The 17442-nt window shown below is 50.8% G+C and carries 15 protein-coding genes; 8 read left to right on the forward strand and 7 right to left on the reverse strand.

Going from position 1 to position 17442, the window contains the following annotated elements:
• Window positions 1-16: 16 nt before the first annotated feature.
• Both P2W70_RS27950 and P2W70_RS27955 read right to left on the reverse strand, forming a co-directional pair.
• Window positions 17-1024 carry a FecR family protein gene (locus P2W70_RS27950; RefSeq protein WP_276484864.1) on the reverse strand — a complete coding sequence of 336 codons (1008 nt, stop codon included), beginning with the start codon at window positions 1022-1024 and terminating at the stop codon, window positions 17-19.
• 126 nt (window positions 1025-1150) lie between these two features.
• Window positions 1151-2074, reverse strand: coding sequence for an AraC family transcriptional regulator (locus P2W70_RS27955; RefSeq protein ID WP_276484865.1), 924 nt, complete (start codon window positions 2072-2074; stop codon window positions 1151-1153).
• A 153-nt stretch (window positions 2075-2227) separates the two neighbouring features.
• On the opposite strand from P2W70_RS27955, the gene P2W70_RS27960 reads away from it, so the two are divergent.
• Complete coding sequence (locus P2W70_RS27960; RefSeq protein WP_276484866.1) at window positions 2228-3760, forward strand: aldehyde dehydrogenase family protein; 1533 nt, start codon at window positions 2228-2230, stop codon at window positions 3758-3760.
• Between the two features lie 82 nt (window positions 3761-3842).
• The gene (locus tag P2W70_RS27965; RefSeq protein WP_276484867.1) at window positions 3843-4226 is read left to right on the forward strand and encodes a DUF779 domain-containing protein; all 384 of its coding nucleotides are present in this window, start codon (window positions 3843-3845) and stop codon (window positions 4224-4226) included.
• A 94-nt stretch (window positions 4227-4320) separates the two neighbouring features.
• Here P2W70_RS27965 and P2W70_RS27970 read toward each other — a convergent pair whose 3' ends face one another.
• Window positions 4321-4860, reverse strand: coding sequence for an RNA polymerase sigma factor (locus P2W70_RS27970; protein ID WP_276484868.1), 540 nt, complete (start codon window positions 4858-4860; stop codon window positions 4321-4323).
• Between the two features lie 138 nt (window positions 4861-4998).
• A complete protein-coding gene (locus P2W70_RS27975) occupies window positions 4999-7611 on the reverse strand; it encodes an MGH1-like glycoside hydrolase domain-containing protein (RefSeq protein ID WP_276484869.1) in 2613 nt (870 codons plus the stop codon).
• Window positions 7612-7769: 158 nt separating this feature from the next.
• On the opposite strand from P2W70_RS27975, the gene fdhD reads away from it, so the two are divergent.
• Together fdhD and P2W70_RS27985 are read left to right on the forward strand one after the other, a co-directional pair.
• On the forward strand, window positions 7770-8600 hold the full coding sequence (gene fdhD / locus P2W70_RS27980; RefSeq protein ID WP_276484870.1) for a formate dehydrogenase accessory sulfurtransferase FdhD: 831 nt from the start codon (window positions 7770-7772) through the stop codon (window positions 8598-8600).
• Between the two features lie 59 nt (window positions 8601-8659).
• Window positions 8660-10975 (forward strand): FdhF/YdeP family oxidoreductase, encoded by a 2316-nt coding sequence (locus P2W70_RS27985; protein ID WP_276484871.1) that lies wholly within the window; start codon window positions 8660-8662, stop codon window positions 10973-10975.
• A 185-nt stretch (window positions 10976-11160) separates the two neighbouring features.
• On the opposite strand, the gene P2W70_RS27990 is transcribed toward P2W70_RS27985, so the two are convergent.
• From P2W70_RS27990 to P2W70_RS28000, 3 genes are all read right to left on the reverse strand, one after another.
• Window positions 11161-11583: a hypothetical protein gene (locus P2W70_RS27990; protein WP_276484872.1), complete on the reverse strand. Its 423-nt coding sequence runs from the start codon at window positions 11581-11583 to the stop codon at window positions 11161-11163.
• A gap of 8 nt (window positions 11584-11591) precedes the next feature.
• Window positions 11592-12125 (reverse strand): YceI family protein, encoded by a 534-nt coding sequence (locus P2W70_RS27995; RefSeq protein WP_276484873.1) that lies wholly within the window; start codon window positions 12123-12125, stop codon window positions 11592-11594.
• 81 nt (window positions 12126-12206) lie between these two features.
• On the reverse strand, window positions 12207-12788 hold the full coding sequence (locus P2W70_RS28000) for a YceI family protein (protein WP_276484874.1): 582 nt from the start codon (window positions 12786-12788) through the stop codon (window positions 12207-12209).
• A 142-nt stretch (window positions 12789-12930) separates the two neighbouring features.
• Here P2W70_RS28000 and P2W70_RS28005 point away from each other — a divergent pair, with 142 nt between their 5' ends.
• From P2W70_RS28005 to P2W70_RS28020, 4 genes are all read left to right on the forward strand, one after another.
• Window positions 12931-13302, forward strand: coding sequence for a winged helix-turn-helix transcriptional regulator (locus tag P2W70_RS28005; protein WP_276484875.1), 372 nt, complete (start codon window positions 12931-12933; stop codon window positions 13300-13302).
• A 57-nt stretch (window positions 13303-13359) separates the two neighbouring features.
• Window positions 13360-14055 (forward strand): LytR/AlgR family response regulator transcription factor, encoded by a 696-nt coding sequence (locus P2W70_RS28010; RefSeq protein WP_276484876.1) that lies wholly within the window; start codon window positions 13360-13362, stop codon window positions 14053-14055.
• Window positions 14056-14410: 355 nt separating this feature from the next.
• Window positions 14411-16606 (forward strand): ATP-binding protein, encoded by a 2196-nt coding sequence (locus tag P2W70_RS28015; RefSeq protein WP_276484877.1) that lies wholly within the window; start codon window positions 14411-14413, stop codon window positions 16604-16606.
• 236 nt (window positions 16607-16842) lie between these two features.
• A complete protein-coding gene (locus P2W70_RS28020; RefSeq protein ID WP_276484878.1) occupies window positions 16843-17436 on the forward strand; it encodes a hypothetical protein in 594 nt (197 codons plus the stop codon).
• Window positions 17437-17442: the final 6 nt, after the last annotated feature.

The following is a 17442-nucleotide window of genomic DNA, read 5'->3' on the forward strand; positions in this document are numbered from 1 at the left end:
GGTTTAAGCAGCCAGGTTAAAAGGCGATGTTGACGGTTTGGTTGTTGATCGTGTATTTCAGATCATAGGTAAACTCGAGCGACGACAAGATCGATTCCAGTTGGTCGGCTTTAAAAGCCCCGGTAAAGCTGATGTCTTTTCTGCCATTGCCAATGATCAATTGCTTATCGAAAAATTCTTCAATGGTATTTTTTACCTGGTCCCAGTTGGCATTATTGAAGATCACCATGCCTTTGGTCCAGTTGACCAGCATATTGTTATCGAAAGTGGTTTTTACCAGGTCTTTCTTCGTTTGGTAAACGCCTTGCTCGTACGGCACCAGGTGTATGGGTGACTGGCCTGCTACTTCTACCCGCACTTTGCCCGTTAACAACGATACGGTCGTAGGCGCCTGGTTCGACGATTGGTGTATATAAAAAGAAGTACCCAGGGCCGTGGTGCTGACGTCGCCACTGATGACGGTAAAGGGTTTTTCCGGATTGCGTGCCACCTGGAAGAAGGCAGTACCCTTCAGTAATACTTCACGTTTCTGCTTGTTGAATCCGGGTGACAGGCTCACGGAAGAGTTGCCATTGAGCAATACCGTACTGCCATCGGGCAGGGTAACGCGCTGTATGTGTTGAGCCGTGGCCGCGAATGCCACAAAATCCTTTACAGGTGTAGCCGTGGATCTGCCAGACTGTGCCCACCAGGTGGCGGCAACGATGATCAGTACGGCTGCAGCAGCGGCGGCTGGCCACCAACGGTACAGCTTTCGTACGGGCTGATGAACAGGTGTCTGCCGGTTCATCAACTGCTTCAGCTGGTCGAGCTGTGCCGCGGTAGGCGCTTCTTTGACGGCTCCTTGTCCACGCAGGGCAAAGAACAGGTCGGAAGCTTCCTGCAATACGCTGGCAGACACCTCACCGGCTGCAATGCGCTGTTGCCAACGGAGCTGGTCGGTTTCGTTGTGCCGCAGCAAATAATTGACAAATGACTCGTCGGCCAGGAGATCGGCAGCAGTAAAAGATTGATAGTCGGACATAAGCTTGATATACAAGGGCTACCGCCAACCAGAAAGGGGCCGCGCGTTCCTGTTTTTATATAAGATACCTGTAGCCGGCCGTTTTTACCGTCGTTTTGGGAAGAATTTTGAAAAAAAGTTTCACCCCTACTGCATCAGGCAATCCTTGTAGGATTTGGGTGTGATCCCTTCTGTTTTTTTGAAGAGGCGGATGAAGTAATTGACATCACTAAAACCGCACTGCAGGCTGACCGTGCTGATGCTGTTGCGCGGATCGGCGAGCATTTGCTTGGCAAGCTTGATACGTTCGTTGTTGATGTAATCGAGCGGGGTGATGCCCAGCTGGTCTTTGAACCATTTAAAGAATACATTGCGGCTCAGGTAGGCTTTCCGACTCAGGGCATCGACTGCAATCTTCTCGGGCAGGTGCTCGTGGATATAGTTGAGGATATAATGCATCCTGTCTTTGTTCTTACAAGTTTCACTCTCCATCGATACCTGTTGCATGTGCTGACTTTGCATCAACCTGATCAGCAGTTCCTTCAGGGTGAGGTCGGCAAAGATATTCTTGGCCTTGTCGCTGCCGCTGCACACCCGGATCAGCTTGTTGATAAGATCAGTCACTTCGGTATCATTGGCAAAATGATATTGGTTGAATTGCAGGCGCCATTCGTGTTTATCGCCCTCTGCATTGTAATAGTGATTCATGAAGCTAATGGTATCGTTCACATAGGCCGCATCGACCGCCAGCGCTATACATTGCGTGGGGTTCGCCTTTTCTGCTTCCGGGAAATCGATGATCATCGTTTCATGGGCCGGCACGATGACCGTTTCACCCGGAAGGTAGTCGAAGGCAGGTTGATCCAACAAATGCATCACCTTCTTTCCTTTGACCATGCTGGTGATCACAAAATCATTAAAGGTGAGCGGTATATGATAAGCATGCTGGTAGGTTTCAAATATATTCAGCTCACAATTGTTGAGGTTGAAGATGCGGCGATTCTCAACCAGTGTCTGGAGGTGCTTGGGATGAGTAAGATCGATTTTGCTGAGGTAACTCTTAAACGGCATCACAATCGTTTTTACATGTATCAATTTAAGCAATCGCTGGCCGACACACAAAAGAAAAGTACGATCGTGCTACGAAAAAGGACGATCGTGGGTGGTGCATCCCTCTTTAGTTCAGGAAATTCATAGTCTATTTCTAACGATTAAACTTCCATTATGAGTTCTGCAACAACCTCAGCGCCAAAATCGAATGTGGCCACCAGGCCCGCTTTCAAAAACAAATACGATCATTACATTGGAGGTCAATGGGTAGCCCCTTCCAGTGGAGAATATTTCGACAACATCTCCCCCATCGATGGTAAAGTATTTACGCAAGCTGCCCGCGGCAATGCAAAAGATATTGATTTAGCGATAGATGCAGCTACAGAAGCTTTCAAGACCTGGAGCAAGACAGGCGCCGCTTATCGCAGCAATCTCCTGCTTAAAATAGCCCAGGTGATCGAGGATAATCTTGAGTATCTGGCCATTGTAGAAACCGTCGACAATGGTAAGGCCATCCGGGAAACCAGGGCGGCCGATCTGCCTTTGGTGATCGACCATTTCCGTTACTTCGCTGGTGTGATCAGGAGCGAAGAAGGTACGATCAGCGAACACGATGAAACTACCGTTAGCATCAATTTACACGAACCCATCGGTGTTGTCGGTCAGATCATACCGTGGAACTTTCCCCTGCTGATGGCTACCTGGAAGATCGCTCCTGCCCTGGCAGCCGGCTGTACCGTCGTAGTAAAACCTGCCGAACAAACCCCCACCAGCATCATGGTATTGATGGAACTGGTAGGCGATATCCTTCCCAAAGGGGTGTTGAATATTGTAACTGGCTTTGGCGTGGAGGCCGGTAAACCGCTGGCATCTTCACCACGGGTCAACAAAGTAGCTTTCACCGGCGAAACCACTACCGGCCGCCTCATCATGCAATATGCTTCCGAGAACCTGATCCCCGTTACGATGGAGCTGGGTGGCAAAAGTCCCAATATCTTCTTTGCTTCTGTAGCCGATGCCGATGACGACTTCTTTGATAAAGCCGTGGAAGGTGCCGTGATGTTTGCCCTCAACCAGGGGGAAGTATGTACCTGTCCGTCAAGGATACTCGTACAGGAAAGCATCTATGACAAGTTTATGAGCAAGGTGATCCAGCGCACCAAGGCAATCAAGCTCGGTAATCCCCTGGATGGCACCGTGATGATGGGTGCGCAGGCCAGCGAAGATCAATACAATAAGATCCTGAGTTATCTCGATATCGGCAAGCAGGAAGGTGCCGAAGTACTGTGTGGCGGTGAGGCCTTTCACCAGAACAGTGGACTGGAACATGGCTACTACATCAAACCAACCATCTTCAAAGGCAATAACAAGATGCGGGTGTTCCAGGAAGAAATATTCGGCCCGGTAACATCTGTTACTACTTTCAAAACGGTAGAAGAAGCGATCGCGATCGCCAACGATACTTTGTACGGTTTAGGAGCGGGCGTATGGACCAGGGATGCGCACGAATTGTACCAGGTGCCCAGGGCCATTCAGGCCGGGCGTGTTTGGGTGAACTGTTATCATGCGTATCCTGCCCATGCGCCATTTGGTGGATATAAGAAATCGGGCTTTGGCCGGGAAACCCACAAGATGATGCTCAACCACTATCGCCAGACCAAAAACATGCTGATCTCTTACAGTCAGCAGAAATTAGGTTTCTTTTAATCTGCATATTAGGAGATTCTCACGTTCAACATCAGAACGGCGGCGCTTCTGCGCTGCCGTTATTCTTTATAAACCGACTACCATGGCCACTCCCAGAATACTGGCAACGGATAAAGCAACGGAACTGATCGACCGGTTACGCGCCCAGCATGGGCCGCTCATGTTTCACCAGAGCGGCGGTTGTTGCGATGGCAGCCAACCCATGTGTTTTCCGGTGGGTGAATTTCGCACGGGCGCCAGCGATGTATGTCTTGGCATCGTGCACGACTGCTACTTCTTTATGCACGCCGACCAGTTTGAATACTGGAAACACACCCAGTTGACGTTGGATGTAACACCTGGCCGGGGCAGCAGCTTTTCGCTGGAGATCCCGCTGGGTGTGCGGTTTATGATAAGGTCTAAACTGTTTACAGAAGAAGAGTTGGAAAACCTGGAGCCTTTGCTGGCCGTGCCAGCCGACCAATAGAGCTGGCACCCAGAGGCTTCATCCGCATGTTAGGTGGCAACAATCCGCACAGGCCTGCACGGCTTCACGTTACTGCGGTGGCCTGGCCCACCCGCTATTCTGCCGCATTGCGCAGCGCTTTGAGACTTTCGTGTATGCTGTTGTAGACGGTGCGTACGGAGATGGAAAGCCGCTGTGCGATCTCCTCATAGCTCAACCCTTCTATAAAACGAAGCCGGATGAGTTCCTGCTGGCGATCCGTCAATTTACTAAGCAGCTGAGCCGTCCGCATCCGGAGCGCTTCCTGTTCCTGGAGTTCGATGAGGGTTTCTTCCACCGACTGGCTGGATACCAATAGTTCATCACTGCTGATGGGGATCACACGATGCGCCTGCTGCCGCTGGCGCAACAACTGGTTCTTATAGCAAGCGAAAAGATAAGCTTTGGGGTGTTGTGTCCGGGGCAGGCGTTGTCGGTTGTTCCAGATGCGGGCAAACACAATATTGATGGCGTCCTTGCTCTCTTCGGGGTCTTTGCAGAGCCGGAGTCCATATTGCAGCAATTCGCCATATCTCGCCTGGTAGAAGGCATACAAAGCCTGTTCGTCGCCTTGTACCAGTTGATCCCATAAAGCAATGTCGGTTGATGAGGTCATAAAGGGCACCTCGTCTAAAGTAATAAATTTCCTGCATCCCGTGCAAGTTTATGGGAGGAAAGCCCCTGTAAGCCTCCGCAAACGGTTGCCTACAGGTGGTAGCCGATACTTTTTATGGTCAGTCGCCGCGAATGGCTGCTAGGGATTCTCGCTCTTCATGATGATCAGGTTGGCGACGAGGCCGGTCCACCCGGTTTGGTGTGCCGCTCCCAATCCCTTGCCATTGTCGCCGTGGAAATATTCGTGGAACAATACATAGTCTTTAAAATGCGGATCGGTCTGCATCTTTTCGTGGTTGCCGAATACGGCCCTCCTACCCTGCTCGTCGGGCAGGAAGATCCTGAGCAGGCGTTTGGCCAGCTCCGTTCCCACCTCTTTCAACGTATAATAGCGGCCTGAACCAGTGGGGTATTCAATGCGGAAATCATCGCTGTAATAGAAATGGTATTTGCGCAGGCTCTCGATGATGAGAAAGTTCATGGGCATCCAGATAGGTCCGCGCCAGTTGGAATTGCCCCCGTACATATTGCTATCGCTTTCGCCGGGCACATACGGCAGGTGCAATTCGGCCCCATTGAGATTGATACAATAAGGTTCGGTGCCATATACTTTCGACATAGACCGGATGCCGTAGTCGCTCAGGAATTCGGTTTCATCGAGCATGCGGGCCAGCAGCCGTTTCATGCGGTGGCCTCGCAGCAGGCTCAGCAGGTGCACATCTCCTTTGCCTTCCTCAAACCAGCGCGATACCAGCAAGGCCAGATCGGGCCGGTGGTCGAGGAACCACTGCATGCGCTCTGCAAACACCGGATTATTCTTCAGGGTTTCGTCGGTGATCACCTCTACGGCAAACAGCGGGATCAGCCCCACCATGCTTTTTACTTTCAGCTTAACCACACCCTTGCCTTCTATACGCACCTGATCGTAGAAGAACTCATCTTCGGCATCCCACAGGCTGGCGTGCTCTTCACCCATATCCGCCATGGCACCGGCGATGTACAGGAAGTGTTCGAAGAATTTAGTAGCCATGCCCGTGTAGGCCTTATTGTGGGTAGCCAGCTCCAGCGAAATATGCAGCATATTGAGGGCATACATCGCCATCCAGCTGGTGGCATCGGCCTGCTCGGCCGTCACCCCTTCGGGCAGGGGAGCACTGCGGTCAAATACACTGATATTATCCAGGCCGAGGAAGCCCCCTTCAAAGATATTGCTGCCACTACGGTCCTTTCGGTTGACCCACCAGGTAAAATTGATGAGCAGTTTATGGAACAGGGATTCGAGGAACTCATAATCTTTGATGCCTTTGGCCCGGGCATCCTGCCGGAAGACACGGTATACCGCCCCCGCATGGATGGGGGGATTGGCGTCACCAAGCGACCATTCATAGGCCGGCAACATGCCGGAAGGGTGCATGTACCATTCTTCGGTCAGCAACTGCAACTGGTGTTTGGCAAAGTCCGGATCGACCATCCCCAGGGTAACACAGTGGAAACCCAGATCCCAGGCCGCATACCAGGGAAACTCCCATTTATCCGGTACTGACAGGATATGCTCATTGTTCACATGCCGCCAGTCATTGTTGCGGCCATGCAAGCGCGCTTCGGGTGGCTTGGGCATGGCGGGGTCGCCATCGAGCCATTGCTGCACTTTATAGGCATAGAACTGTTTGTTCCACAACATACCGGCGATGGCCTGGCGGTGTACACTTCTTTCTTCGGCACTGGTTACCGCATGCTGCAGGTGGGCGAAGTAGTCGTCGGCCTCTTTCTTACGGGCCTTGAACAGCTGATCGAATCGTGCAAACGGCGTGGCCATGCGCGCGGCGCAAAGCCGCAGGCGCAGCACATGTGAACCACCTGCGGGAATGGTAAGCTCGTAATTGATGGCGGCTTTGGTACCTTCCTTGGCCGGGTTTACGCTGGCGCGCGCAAACAGCACATGGTCGTTGATACCATCCTTGGGATAGGCGTGCTGGTTCGCGGACTTATACAAGCGCTGTGTATTGGTTTCATTGTCGCAATACAAGGTATTGGCGTCTTCCTCGTAGTAAAGATGTGCCATTTCCACCTCGCGGTGGTTGATACCGATGCACTGGTCATCGGTCTGGTACAGCGAAGGCCGGTAATCCTGCCGTCCCCAACACCAGGTGTTGCGGAACCACACCGTAGGCAACAGGTGCAGACTGGCTGCTTCCCGGCTGCGGTTGTGAACGGTAATCTGGATCAACATATCATTGGCATCGGCTTTGGCATATTCCACAAACACGTCATGGTACTTATCCTCATTGAAAATGCCGGTATCGATCAGCTCGTACTCTTCCTGTTGTTTACCGCGACGCCTGTTCTCCTGTATCAACTGTTCATACGGATACTCCTGTTGCGGGTATTTGTACAGCATTTTCATGTACGAATGCGTCGGTGTATTGTCTAAATAGTAGTAGATCTCTTTGACATCTTCACCATGATTGCCTTCCTGGTTGGTAAGACCGAAAAACCGTTCTTTGAGACAGGGATCTTTTTTATTCCACAGGGCCAATGCAAAACAGAGCAATTGTTTGTCATCGCTGATACCAGCTATTCCTTCCTCGCCCCAACGCCAGGCATAACTGCGGGCCATATCGTGCGTCGTATAATTCCAGGCATCGCCATGCGCGCTATAATCTTCCCGTACGGTTCCCCATTGCCGGTCTGACACGTAAGGACCCCATTTTTTCCAGGGCAGCTGTGGCAAACGTTGTTGTTCTGCATTCATTTGATGTCGCTTTTATCGGTCTTAATGGATATTTCAAAGGTAACAAAGTTACCGGGCCATGGTTGACTGCTTAGATTAGAAGATCATGAGAGAGTAAGTTATACAAACAGATTAAATATCCGTTATTACCGCTACCTTTCGGGTATAAAATGTGCGATATGAACATCGATGCTATTGCTACTTTACCGGTGCAGAAGATACAGGCAGGTGAGTTGTTTACAGCAGATGATATGCTGGCAATCGAAGAACCGTTGGAGATACAAGTGCTACATGGCATGGATCGTCAGTTGCGGAAGATATCCGTTACCATGCGCACGCCGGGCCATGATGCAGCGTTGGCTGCCGGCTTTCTGTTTACGGAAGGTATTCTCCGTCATCCCGGAGAGATAGAACAGATCATACCTGTATCACTCGGCGCCAATGTGGCCACGGTGGTACTCAAACCGGGCGTTCAACCATTACTGCAAAAAACCGAGCGTAATTTTTATACCACCTCGAGTTGTGGTGTGTGCGGCAAGGCCAGCATCGACGCCATCAAAACGGTTTCAGCCTTCGATAACCTATCAGACGACCTGCACGTCACGCCTGCTGTACTGCATGGACTACAGACACAGTTGCTGGAGCAGCAGGCGGTATTTGCCCACACGGGTGGCCTGCATGCCTCGGCGCTGTTCGACAGGACCGGAAAACTGCTGATGGTACGGGAAGATGTAGGTCGGCACAATGCCCTGGACAAACTGATCGGCGCCCAATGGCTCGATGACCAGTTGCCTTTGAACAATCATATCTTATTATTGAGCGGTCGTGCCAGTTTTGAATTGATCCAGAAAGCTGCCATGGCCGGTATCCGGATCATTGCGGCGGTAGGCGCTCCCTCGAGCCTGGCCGTTTCACTGGCCCGCGAATACAAAATGTCCCTGATCGGCTTCCTGCGTACTGACAGGTTCAATATCTATTGTGGGGGCGAACGCATCGAGCTCGGCCATTGAGACCATGACGAACGACCCATCACCTCGCTGCTTGTGGCTTACTTTAAAAACGAATGACGATGAGTGAGAAAAAACAGGAAATCCCAGGTGCGGAGAATCCGGAGTTATTTACCGGGCTCAAACTGGGTTCTGTAAAGACCAGCGCTGCCGGTCTGCCGGCCGTATTGCATGCTTTCCAACACGTGTTTGGAGAAGCAGGTATTTTTCGTGGCATAAAAGCCTTGAGTAAACTCAACCAGAAAGGCGGATTCGATTGCCCCAGCTGTGCCTGGCCCGATCCTGATGATGAAAGAAGCGGCGTTGCGGAATATTGTGAGAATGGCGCCAAGGCAGTTGCGGAAGAAGCCACTGCCAAAAAGCTGATGGCCGATTTCTTTGCCGACAACAGCGTGGCATCGCTGGCCGCCTTAACCGATTACGAGATCGGCCGCAAAGGCCGCATCGGCGAACCCATGTATTTACCTATTGGCGGTACGCACTACCAGCCCATCAGCTGGGACGCGGCCATTGACAAGATCGCTGGCCACCTGAACCTACTGGCCTCCCCCGACGAAGCCATCTTCTATACCTCCGGCCGTACCAGCAACGAAGCGGCCTTCCTCTACCAGTTGTTTGTACGTGCCTATGGCACCAATAACCTGCCCGATTGCAGCAATATGTGCCATGAGAGCAGTGGCGTAGCGCTGGGCGAATCGCTGGGTATTGGTAAAGGCTCCGTGAAACTGGAAGATCTCTACGAAGCAGAAGTGATCATGATATTGGGACAGAACCCCGGCACCAACCATCCCCGTATGCTGACGGCCTTGCAAAAAGCCAAAGCACGTGGAGCCAGGATCATCTCCATCAATCCCTTGCCGGAAGCAGGGCTTATGGGCTTCAACAACCCCCAGCAACTGAAAGGTATGCTGCACATAAGCACGCCGCTCTCGGACCTGTATGTACCCGTCAAGATCAATGGCGATATGGCCTTGTTGCAGGCCATCGAACAATTGCTGCTGGAAGCAGACAAAAAAGCTCCGGGCAGTGTGCTGGACCATGATTTCATCCAGGCGAACACCATAGGTTTTGAGGGACTGGTACAACACCTGCAGCAACTGGACATGGCCACCCTGGTACGCGATTGCGGCATCGACCTGCCCCAATTGCAGGCGGTGGCTGACCTGCTGAAAGATACACGCCGAATCGTTGTATGCTGGGCCATGGGGCTCACGCAACATAAGAATGCGGTAGACACCATCAAGGAAGTAGTGAACCTGCTGTTGATGAAAGGCAGTATCGGCAAACCCGGTGCGGGTACCTGCCCGGTGCGTGGACATAGCAATGTACAGGGTGACCGCACGATGGGGATCTACGAACAACCTTCCCAGCAATTCCTGGATAAGATCGAATCGAACTTTGGCTTCCGTCCTCCGCAGGAACACGGCTGGGATGTGGTGCATTGTATCCAGGCCATGCACCGCGGCGATGGCAAAGTTTTTATCGCCATGGGCGGTAATTTTCTCTCTGCTACGCCCGACACCTTATATACAGCAGCGGCCTTACAACAATGTGCTTTGACCGTGCATGTATCGACGAAGCTGAACCGCAGCCACCTGGTTCATGGCAAAGAAGCATTGATACTGCCCTGCCTGGGCCGCAGCGACAGAGATGAGCTGCAGGGCGAAGCGCAGTTTGTGAGCTGTGAGAATTCCATGGGCGTGGTGCAATCCTCCCAAGGCATATTACAACCAGTTTCCGAGAACCTATTAAGTGAACCTGACATCATCTGTCGGCTGGCCAAAGCCACGCTTGGCCAACGCAGCCCCATTAACTGGGACAAATACCTTCAACACTACGATCATATCCGTGACGATATAGAAAGAACGATACCTGGTTTTGAGCGCTACAATGAACGGGTGCGGCAACCAGGCGGTTTCTACCTGCCCAATGTAAACCGGGCGGGCGGCTTCGGTACACCGACGGGCAAAGGGCATTTCAATATCGGGCATTCAGACACCCTGCAACTGGCCGACGATGAATTGCTGATGATGACCATCCGGAGCCATGATCAGTTCAATACCACTATTTATGGCCTCGACGACCGCTACCGCGGCATCTACCATGAACGCCGTGTGGTATTGATGAACCAGGGAGACATGAACAAATGGGGTTTGCGCGAGCGGGATGTGGTGGACCTGTTCAATTATCATGACGGAGTAGAGCGGGTAGCGCGACAATTCCTGGTCATCCCTTATGCGATTCCCGCAGGTTGTACGGCCACGTATTTCCCGGAAACCAATGTATTGGTACCGATCACCAGTGTGGCAGAGAAAAGCAATACACCTACCTCAAAGGCTGTGGTATTGAAGATACGTAAACACGAGGGGCCAGTATAACGGGAGAAGTTATCTGCGGGATTGGCATGCATCGGTTGTGCGGTGGTGATCGCCATCGTTCCCCACCCTGAAGCAACGGTAAATACAATAAAAAAGGGCCGGCCCATGCAGTGGTCGGCCCTGTTATTAATGCTCATGTGCCTTGTAAAGCCTTTATGCGTGAGGCTGTGGTTAACCATCGCCTGTTACACGCCAGCAGTGCTATCGTAATTCTTAACGGTCTGCTGGATGAACAGGGGCTTGAGTGTAAACCAGGCCAGTGCCGGGAAAAAGTGCATCGGCACAGCAAGACCCGGGAACAATTCGGGAAACTCTACCTCGAGCGGCAATCTGACGGCCAATGGCGTCAGAATGGAGGCAAAGCTGAGGATCACGAATACCAGGTTGAAGATGATCTCTCCTTTACCTTTCAGGAGTTTGTACAGCAGCCAGTAACCCAGCCCTGCCAGTACACCACCCAGGGTGGAAGCCGCCAGGACGGAAACCGTGCTGGCTACTTTGGAGAAATCGGCTTCATTGGTTCCGAAATAGACCTTGGTATAGATCAGGGAGGCTACGCCGGCCAATATGCCCGACACCAATCCTAATAACAATGCTCGTTTAAACATAATGCCCTTTATTTTTTTGTAACCGGTACGTACACATCGATCTTGATAACGCCAGCATTACCGGAAGCGGGTTTGCCGATTCCGTAATCATTGCGGTTGACAGTGAAAGAACCGGAAAACACTGCCTCGTTGCCTTTGGGAACAAAAGCGAAAGGAATGTTGACCTCTTTCTTCACGCCGCGCATTTCCAGGGTACCGGTGGCTTGCCAGCCGGTAGCTGTTTTGGTGATCTTGCTGGAGTTGAAGAGGATCTGCGGGTACTTGGCGGCATCAAACCACTCATCTCCTTTTGCATGCTTGTTCTGCATACCATTGCCGGTGTTGATGGAGTTGACGTCGATGTTGACCGAGAATTTGGAAGTAGCCAGGTTCTTTTCATCGAAAACGATGTTGCCGGTAAAGGTCTTGAAGATACCAGAAGCATCTTCACCGGAGAACTTGATACTGTAGTCGCTCTTAACGGCCCAGTTGCTGGCTATGGAGAAGGCAAACACTGCTGTCAATGCCAGCAGTGTTGCAAATGATAATACGATCTTTTTCATCCGTAGGTAATTATTTTAGTCAAACCGGAAGATACATCAAATGCGAAGACCTTTCCGGTGTTTTTACGTACGCAGGCCAGATTATTGTTTAGCGAATTCGAAGTCGCCGTTGATCGCTACTTCGTCAGACAGCATAGCTGCGGGGAATCCGGGAGCGATACCAAAATCAGAACGTTTGAAAGTACCGGTCACTTTGAAACCAGCCATATCTTTCTTGCTTTGTGGATGTACGGCAGTACCTACCAGAACAGCATCCAGGGATACTTTCTTGGTTACGCCATGCAGAGTGAGGTCACCTTCTACTTTGTATTTCTTATCGGCTACTTTCTTGAAGGAAGTGCTCTTGAAGGTCAGTTGAGGATACTTGGCAGCATCGAAGAAATCGGGGCTTTGCAGGTGCTGGTCCCTTCTTTCATTGTCTGTATTGATGCTTTTCAATTCTGCGGTCAGTTCAACGGTTGCGTTGTCGAAATCATCGCCAGGCGCGTTGATGGTGAGGTTATAATCCTTGAAGCTACCGTTGAAAGTGGCGATGCCCATGTGGGTAACACCGAATCCGAAACGGGAGTGTGCGTTGTCATTTTTCCAAACTCCTGCAAAGGGTACTGCGAAAGACATGAATGCGATTGCGGCTACGACGGTAATTGCTTTAAACTTAAACATTGGGTGAATTTTAATGTTCTTTAATGAGACTGCTTTTTCAATAATGCGACACAAAAGTAGTTACCTTTACTATACAAAAGTAAGCACTATACTAAAGTATACTGGTATACAATTGTATAGCAATTTACAAAATTGGATCATTATGTCGACATTTGAGAAAGAGCTTAACAATGTTAAAAGTTGCTCTACCGAATACATCCTCGCCGTCAACGATACCCTCAATGTATTGAGCGGCAAATGGAAACTCCCCATCATCGGAACTTTATTGTTTGGTAAGAAGCGTTTCCGGGAGATAGAACGCTGTATCCCCAACATTACGGCCCGGATGTTATCCAAAGAACTTAAAGAATTGGAATTGAATGGTATGGTTAAACGTACCGTGTATGACTCGATTCCGGTCAGCGTGGAATATGAACTTACGAAATCGGGAAAAACTTTAACACTTGTATTGGACAGTATGGCCGTATGGGGCCTTCGGCACCGTAAAGCAGTCATGATCGCCGAGAAATTGTAACCTGGTTGCGTAGCCACCTGCTTACATAAGCCAACAACTAATTTTTTATATTTAGTCATGAATTGCCTCCTCATCGACGACAATAAGATTGCCAGAACTACCCTGAAACAATTGGCCAGCCAGGTCACTGACCTGGTGGTAGCGGGCGAATGCAGCAATGCGGTGGAAGCCTGGAACCTGTTGCAGGATCAGCCAATCGACTTATTGTTGCTCGATATTGAAATGCCCGGCATGAGTGGCCTGGAACTGACCAGGCACCTGGGTGATAAACGCCCCGTCATCGTTTTTACCACCTCGAAGAAAGAATATGCGGCAGAAGCTTTCGAACTGAATGTGGCTGATTATATCGTAAAGCCGATCACCCCTGCCCGTTTCCTGCAAACCATTGACCGGGTACGGCAAATCCTGGACAGCACCCAGGAAACCGTAAAATATACTACCGACTCCTTTCTGTTCATACGGGATTCAAACGTGGTACGCAAGCTGCAACTCGAAGACATCCTTTATGCCGAAGCCATGGGTGATTATGTAAAGCTGCACACTACCAATAAGTTCTACGCCATCCATACCACGCTGAAAGCCGTCGAGGAACGACTGCCTGCGGACCAGTTCATTCGTGTACACCGTTCGTATATCGTGTCTGTCAGTAAGATTGATACGATCAGGGACGGCGCGCTCATCGTAAACGGCAAGCCCTTACCTGTAGCAGACGCCTACCGCAGCGCCCTGAACAAGCGCATGAACATCCTGTAAGCCTTACTGGTACTGGACTCCCGAATTCGTCGACCCCTTTTCCCGTTTCACCGATTGATCATCCCGGATGGTCGCCTCCTGTTTGGCGGGTACCAGAATTCGGTGCAACTTTACATCAGCAATTACGCAATACAGTTCTTTATCTTTTTTTCATAAGCAGTTAGTTTTGGTTTACGGCCCCGGTTTCTACCGGGGCCTGTTTTTTTTCCGCATGAAAACATTCTCAACCATATTATTTCTTTCCGACAGCTTTATTCTCATAGGCCTGGTATGGTTGTTCCTGCGTCATTCGGCCAAACGCCGAATGAAGGCCGGTGACCGATTTTAAACTACATTAGCAGTCTAATACGCCGCAATGACCAGTAAGAAGATCATCTACTATATACTGGGTGCCTTTATCGCAGGCAACTTATTGCTCATCTATCTTCAATACAATTCAGCTACCAACATCGATGGTTTGATCACCGGCAATGAGCGCCTGATGCAGGAGTTCAAAGTGGAGAATGAATTACGTTCGCTGGAGAAAGGTATTCACGGCATTGAGAATGGCGTGTGGCATACCATCACTTCCCGCCAGGCTACACCCGTAGAAAACATTGAACGACAGGTAGCGCAGGTAGAGCAAGACCTGAACCACCTGCAAAAGATCGACGACGACGACAACTCGGCCAAATACATCGATACCCTCGATTCGCTGGTAAGACAGAAAGTGCAGCTAAGCCACCAGATACTCGACACCTTTCACCAGGCCGGACGTACAGCAGCGGAATATTTGTTTGCTGACCCACACAACAGGCAACTCACCCAACGTATCGCCTCCACCGCCCACCAGATCGACAGCAGCCGGCAGCAGCTACTGGCCTCCCTGACCAACGCCATCGACCAGAATGGCCGGCGGGCACGTACAGCAGGGATGGTACTCATCATCGTGGTACTGGTGAGCGGCACCGTACTCTTCTGGTTCATCATCAACCGCATTGGCCGGCAGCAGGAATTGATCGTACAACTGGACGCCTCAGAAAAGAACGTGCGCGAGGCAGCGCGTGTGAAAGAAAATTTCATGGCCAATATGAGCCATGAGATCCGTACCCCCATGAATGCCATTGTGGGTTTTACCAGCCTACTCGACAAAAGAACACTGGATCCCGTCTCCAGAGGGTATGTACAGGCCATTCAAAGCTCGGGCGACAGCTTACTGACGATCATCAACGACATCCTCGACCTATCGAAGATCGAGGCGGGGATGATGCGGATAGAGGCGACCCCATTCAGTATACGCGAGCTGCTATATTCTGTAGAAACGATGTTCCTGGAAAAGGTCAAAGAGAAAGGTTTGCAATTGACGACACAGATTGGCGACTCCGTACCCGACACCCTGCATGGCGATGCCACCCGGCTTACGCAGGTACTGGTGAACCTGATCGGCAACGCGATCAAGTTTACACACCAGGGATCGATTCGTGTCGACATCGTCAACGAGCAGCAACAGGGCGACAACGTACACCTGGGCATTACCGTAACCGATACTGGCATTGGTATCGACCCGGAGAAATTGCCGGGCATTTTTGAGCGGTTCCGCCAGGCGGAAGACTCCATCACCCGTAAATATGGTGGCACCGGCCTCGGCCTCTCTATTGTGAAAGACCTGGTAGAATTGCAGGGTGGCCGGATCAACGTCAGCAGCGAACCCGACAAAGGCAGCCAGTTTCATCTGATGATCCCCTACAAGATCACCACCGAGCTGGTCAATAATAATGGCCGGTGGAACTCCCTACTGGCCCATGCCACCATACCAGCCGGTATACGAATTTTGGTGGTAGAAGACAATGAGATCAACCAGCAACTGATGAAGCACCTGCTGGGATACTGGCAGCTGACCTTTGACCTGGCTGCCAACGGACGGGAGGCGTTGCTTTTACTGCAGGAAAGAGCCTACGATCTCATCCTGATGGACATACAAATGCCCGGCATGGACGGCTATACCGCCACCGCCCGGATCAGGCAACAGCAACACCTAACGGTGCCCATTATCGCGATGACAGCCCATGCACTCGCCGGCGAGCGCGAAAAATGCCTGGCTGCAGGCATGAACGAATACATCTCCAAACCCATCCAGGAAGCCGAGCTATACCGGATGATCGTCAAGTTTACCGGCGGTAATCATATCAATCCATCCGGCCCCAAACAATTGTACCATCCGGCACCCGTCAACTACCGGCATATCGATCTCGGATATATGCTGGAAGTCAGCAATGGCAACAAAGACTATGAAAAAACGGTCACCGGTCAGTTCCTCGAAATGATCCCGGAAGACCTGAAAAGCCTGGAGATGGCTTTTAAACGCGGGGACTTCATCATGATCCGGGTACTCGCCCACAATATGAAAACCTCGGTATCGGTGATGGGCCTTACCGACAAATTGCAACCTTTCCTGGATATCCTCGAACAGGATGATATCGACGAAGCCACTGTATTGACGAATATCAAAGCCGTACAGCATATTTGTATACTGGCCCTCAAAGAAGCCCGTCATTTCTATTCTACGCTGTAAGTAATCTTCCATGACCGATACACTTGTAAGGTACGCCAGGTGATTGCATCCCCATGCACCACTGGGCCGCATTACTATTCCCCCGATCTGTACGCTGGTTGTTAAAGAAATGCAAGGGTATGCTTCTGCCCGGTCGACGACTGCTTTGGCCTGCTGGCCGACTGGCCATTGGTGGGGCTTGTGTACGTTGGTAGCTTTAGGTCAACAATAACGCATAACCATAAAAGCTTAAAAAAATGAAACAGATTATTATCGCCTCCATGACCCTTCTTTTCGCCACCACTGCAGCAAACGCTCAAAACGCCGGCGACATCACCGCTGTAAAACATGAAACAGTCGTCAAAGAAAAGAAGGCCACAGCCCCTAAGAAAGCTGCACGGGAAGAAAGAAGAGAACTGCGTAAACTGGAAGCCGGCCAGGTCAGCTATTTCTCCCAACAACAATTTGCGCAAGACTTTGGCAACGTACCCAACGTAAGCTGGAAACGCACGGCTTACTTCGATGAAGCCACTTTTCAACAGGACGGTCATACGCAGACTGCCTATTATGATATCGAAAGCAAACTGGTAGGTACGACCGAAGTGAAAGCAGTCACCGAGTTACCCGAAGCAGGTCAGAAAGCGATCGCCAAACAGTACAAAGGTTACACGGTACAAAACGTCATCCTGTTCGATGACAACGAATCCAATGACTCCGACATGTTGCTGTATGGCGTACAATTTGATGATGCCGACAATTATTTTGTTGAATTGACAAAAGGCAGTCAGGATATCATTGTACAAATAGACCTTACCGGCAACCTGTTCTACTTCGCCAACCTTCGTAAATAAACGGCC

The organism is Paraflavitalea pollutisoli (assembly GCF_029360705.1).
Lineage (GTDB): Bacteria > Bacteroidota > Bacteroidia > Chitinophagales > Chitinophagaceae > Paraflavitalea > Paraflavitalea pollutisoli.